Here is a 4,687-nt window from a genome sequence, read left to right as displayed (position 1 = left end):
AATCCATCAGGGCCAGAGGCGACCCAAGGCCTCACCAACTAAGGCCGGATATATGGGAGCAACTGCGCTCACCGACCGCTGCCATCAACGAGCGAGATGCTTGCAAATCGGAGGAGTCCATATATGGGTGACTGTTTCGAGGGGGTAGGCGGCTATGACGAAACAAGCTTCCCGGCGCAGTATCTCCGTGCGATCGCGCCGCGACCGCCCGATCACGGCGCTCGCCGCGGGCGGGTGGCCGGGCAGGTGGGCGATCGTGATCCCGTCCTCTGGCCGGCTCGCGTCCTGGCATTCCCGGTCACTGGCGGTTATGCTTTTACTCATAACTCAATAGACGTCATGCTGAAAGGGGGACATGCATTGTGCGCATCATCGGGGGCCCGCTATGGGGAGCCATCTTGATCGCGCTCCTTAGCACTGCTACCGGGGTACACGCCCAGGGCTGCGAGCCTTGGGTGGCCAGGATCATCTCCGTACAGGGGGCCGGTCGTGGTCGAGCGCTCGGGCGCACTGCGCGCGCAGGCGGCGATGGGCGTTATCTTTTGCTGTGGGCCGGGTTGCTGTTCAGCGTCGGCCGGGTCGCGAAGGCCGAGGCCGATCTCGCCGAGGCCGAGCGGGCCGACCCCAAGTCGGGCGGGGCTGCCGCCCTGCGCTCGGTCATCGCGCTGGTGCGCGACCAGAAGGACGGTGCCTTGCGCCTGGCCGAGACTGGGGCCGGCTTGGACCCCAATTCCCCGCTCCCCCAGGCAGCGCTGTCCTATGCCCATCAGGGCCGCTTCGAGATCGAAAAGGCCCTCGAGAATGCCCGGCGCGCGGTGGAGCTGGCACCCGAGGACGCGCTCCTGTGGGCGCGGGTGTCCGAGCTCGAGCTGTCACGGGGCGATCTCGATGCCGCCCTCGAAGCCGCCCACAAAGCCGAGACCCTGAGCCCCGCCCTGGCCCGCACCCAGACCGTGCTAGGCTTTGCCTATCTGACCCGCATCGAGGTCGATAAGGCTAAGACGGCTTTCGAGCGCGCCATCCAGGGCGACGCCACCGAATCCCTTGCCGCGCCTCGGGATGGGGCTCGCGAAGATCCGCGACGGAGACCTGGACGAGGGCACCCGCGAGATCGAGACCGCCGCCTCCCTCGACCCCAACAACTCCCTCGTGCGGAGCTACCTCGGCAAGGCGTATTTCGAAGAGAAGCGCGATGGTCTCGCATCGAGCGAGTATGAGCAAGCGAAGCTCCTCGATCCCAAAGACCCGACGCCCTGGTTTTACGACGCTATCCAGAAGCAGACCACCAATCGGCCGGTAGAGGCGCTGCACGATCTGCAACGGGCTATTGAGCTAAACGATAACCGGGCGCTGTATAGATCGCGTCTGGATTTGGACGAAGACCGTGCTGCGCGTAGTACTAGTCTTGCACGGATTTACGACGATTTGGGGTTCACCCAGCGGGGTCTTGTCGAGGCCAGCAAAACGCTGGGTCTGGACCCGGCTGATTACTCCGCACACCGGTTCTTATCAGATACCTATGGCAGGTTACCCAGGCACCAAATCGCCCGGGTGAGCGAGCTACTTCAGGCCCAGCTACTGCAACCAATCAATATCAACCCCGTTCAGCCCCAGCTAAATGAGCGCACCTTAAATATCGTCACAGGAGCAGGCCCAGCGCGCGCTGCCTTTAATGAGTATTCCAGGTTATTCGAGCGAAACAGGCCTCAACTGATTCTCTCTGGCGTGTTAGGGAACAACGATACCTTCGGTGACGAGGCTGTGCTCTCCGGAATTCACAATAGACTTTCTTACAGCCTCGATCAGTTTCACTATCAGAGCGATGGATTTCGTAAGAAAGCGGATGTTCAGCACGATATTTACAATGCGTTCGCTCAGATAGCGCTGACAGATAAGTTCAATATCCAATTTGAATATCGACACCGCGACACCGATCAAGGAGATCTGCGCCTTAGGTTTGATCCATTATTTACTCCTACGGACCGAAGAGACTTAGGCCATAACACAGGACGTCTGGGGCTGCGTATGGCTTTGTCGCCCCAATCCGATGTAATCGGATCACTAATCTATAGCGACCGTAGAACGAACCTACACTCGGTCGATCCGGTCTCTATTACGGACAATAGGATCAAGAATCAAGGTTATGATGCTCAAGGCCAGTGCCTATTCCGGTCAGATCGGATTAATTTTGTGCTTGGCGGAGGGGTTTACAATATAGATAGCCAAAGCCGGACTGTTGGCGAACTCTTGCCGGAGCCTTGCAGAGTGTTTCAGGAAGAATTTGCCATGGAGCAAGAACTACTTCCTACTGAGGAACGCCTACCGTTTCCGGGTTGTAGGGGAGAGGGTGGATTGAAATCTACAATAGATCAAAGCAACGTCTACAGTTACGCTAACATAACGTTTCCTAACAATTTTACGTGGACGTTAGGGCTTGGCTACGATTCTTTCGATAACGAAAGTATTGTGATTCATAAGGTTAATCCTAAGTTTGGGTTGCAGTGGGACATTAATGGTGACATAAGATTACGAGCTGCCTACCTCGAGACGGTAAAACGACAATTGGTTGCTGACCAGACGGTCGAACCAACTCAGGTACCTGGTTTCAATCAGTTTTTCGATGACATTAACGGCACCCGGGCCGAGCTTTACGGGATCGGACTGGATACTAAGCTTACCAGGAACGCTTATGGAGGATTTGAGTTCTCGAGACGCAATTTGGATGTGCCTATCATAGGTCTGATTGATCAGGAGAAGGAGGATTTATATCGGGCCTACGGTTACTGGACGCCACATTCCAATTGGGCACTTAGTGCGGAGTATCGATTTGAACGCTTTCGAGGAGCAGTAGACACCGGCTCGCTCACGAAACTTGACACAGCGAGCATACCATTGTCAGTTCGGTATTTTAGTCCTTTAGGTGTCTTCGGTGAGATTGGGATCAGCTTTGTGCGGCAGGAGGCGGGGCAGAGAGGGATCGTGTTAACCCCTGAGGCGGACGAATTTTATATAGTTGATGCAGCGATCGGTTATCGGTTGCCAAAACGGCGAGGCATCGTCAGTTTAGAGATTACCAATCTTCTAGATGAAAAGTTTTTGTTCGACGATCTGGAATTCAGAACGTCGGATCCGTTCTCCGTCACACGTGAGTTTATACCAGATCGCGCAACTATAGGCCGCGTCACCTTAAGTTTCTTTTAGGCGACTTACGCCATACACGTAGCTTCGATCTAAAGCGAACATTACCTTTTAACAAAACATTGAGGAGCCGATATGAAAAGTTGCTATTTTGTATTAGTGTCATTATTTATGACCGCTTGCGGTGATCCGAGCGAGATTGGATCGAAGTTAAGTGGTGGGAACTACGTAGCGGTCGGTGCCGACGATAACACTGGCGGCGCCAAATTGTGCCCAAAAGCCATGGTTGATGAACTTGCAGCAGCCGTTAAAACGCCAACGCCAATCGGGTGTGATGAGGGCGAGGTCAAACGAGTCCCCAAGGACCAGGTAGAGCAAAAACTAGGGTTTTTCGAGAGGGCGGCGCTGAGCTACTGCACTACGACTGCCTGCGGCAACGGAGACACCAAATATAAGCAGTTTTGGTGTAACCCGCACTGTTAAGGAGGCGTGGCGTGGTTGAACAAGTCGCGAGACAGGCCAGGGTGAACAACCCGGTAGGGCGGGTTAACAGCTTTATCGCGTAACCCGCCTTTTGGGAAGGCTGCACATTGAAGCATACGTTTTGCCACGCCTCATTATGTTCGAGCGTATGTTTCCGGTGGTTCGTGTTTTTCACGGCGGCGTTGTTTGAACGCCGTCGGCGTTCGGTAACTGAAAAAACCGAAGCGTCCGTTTTGTGCGCAATCAACGACTGTTCCATAGCGATGCCTAGTCATACTGCCCGATTACATCCATTGCCTTCGAACATTACCACCGAACGAATGTGGATTCCGCCGATTCTCTGGCGCTTGATCAAATCGTCGTTCACCCGCGCGATCGCGCCGGGGGAGCGGTTATCGACCGGAAGGCAAAGGAAATACGGGCGGCGCGGCCCTGATTGACCGCATTCGATCGTGAATAAATCCGGTGGCGTAGGGGTGTATCCTTGGAATAGGCGGCCGCGATCGATATTCGGGAATGGGATATAGAATGACGGGGCGCGTCTCGAAGGCGGGTTACGCGATAAGGCTGCTATCCCGCCGGGGTCGAGTTGCCCGCTGGCCGCAGGTGGCGAGGGCATTTCCCAATCCTATCTGTTGTTCGCGTCCGTGACCGTCGCATAGCCGGAAAGTCAAGGAAATAAGTCACAAGGGAACTGTGAAATAATACCGCGCGCGTCAGTCGGGGTTATGCTAGGCTGGGTGACTGTTGCGAGGGGGTAGGCGGCTATGACGAAACAGGCTTCCAGGCGCAGTATCTCCGTGCGATCGCGTCGCGACCGCCCGATCACGGCGCTCGCCTCGTGGGCGGGTGGCCGGGCAGGTGGGCGATCGTGATCCCGTCCCCTATGCCGGCTCGCGTCGTGGTATTCCCGATCCCTGGGGGTTATGCTGTTAGTCATAAGGGCACCTCTAAAAATTGTCTTTGTCACGGCGAATTGTGGTTTACAGCGAGTCATGGCTAAGGGATAATGTGCAGGTAGCGAGACACTGAAGAGCGGAGTCGATGACGATGCATGGCCAGCCTG

3 protein-coding genes are annotated in these 4,687 nt (G+C 55.7%); all 3 read left to right on the top strand.

The window, feature by feature from the left end:
* Nucleotides 1–398: 398 nt before the first annotated feature.
* The 3 genes from M3461_16330 (at nucleotide 399) to M3461_16320 (ending at nucleotide 3,621) form a co-directional block, all read left to right on the top strand.
* Entirely contained in the window at nucleotides 399–1,217 is an 819-nt protein-coding gene (locus M3461_16330) for a hypothetical protein (GenBank protein ID MDQ3775794.1), read from the top strand.
* Nucleotides 1,150–3,201 carry a TonB-dependent receptor gene (locus tag M3461_16325; protein ID MDQ3775793.1) on the top strand — a complete coding sequence of 684 codons (2,052 nt, stop codon included), beginning with the start codon at nucleotides 1,150–1,152 and terminating at the stop codon, nucleotides 3,199–3,201. Before M3461_16330 ends, M3461_16325 begins: the two co-directional genes overlap by 68 nt.
* Before the next feature lie 72 nt (nucleotides 3,202–3,273).
* The gene (locus M3461_16320) at nucleotides 3,274–3,621 is read left to right on the top strand and encodes a hypothetical protein (protein ID MDQ3775792.1); all 348 of its coding nucleotides are present in this window, start codon (nucleotides 3,274–3,276) and stop codon (nucleotides 3,619–3,621) included.
* Nucleotides 3,622–4,687 lie beyond the last annotated feature (1,066 nt).

It is taken from the genome of Pseudomonadota bacterium (assembly GCA_030860485.1).
Lineage (GTDB): Bacteria > Pseudomonadota > Gammaproteobacteria > JACCXJ01 > JACCXJ01 > JACCXJ01.
This window is presented reverse-complemented; position numbering and strand designations above follow the sequence as displayed.

Excerpts from the sequence above, each read along its gene's own strand:
- M3461_16320 (MDQ3775792.1), top strand. The coding sequence starts at position 3,274 with ATGAAAAGTTGCTATTTTGTATTAGTGTCATTATTTATGACCGCTTGC.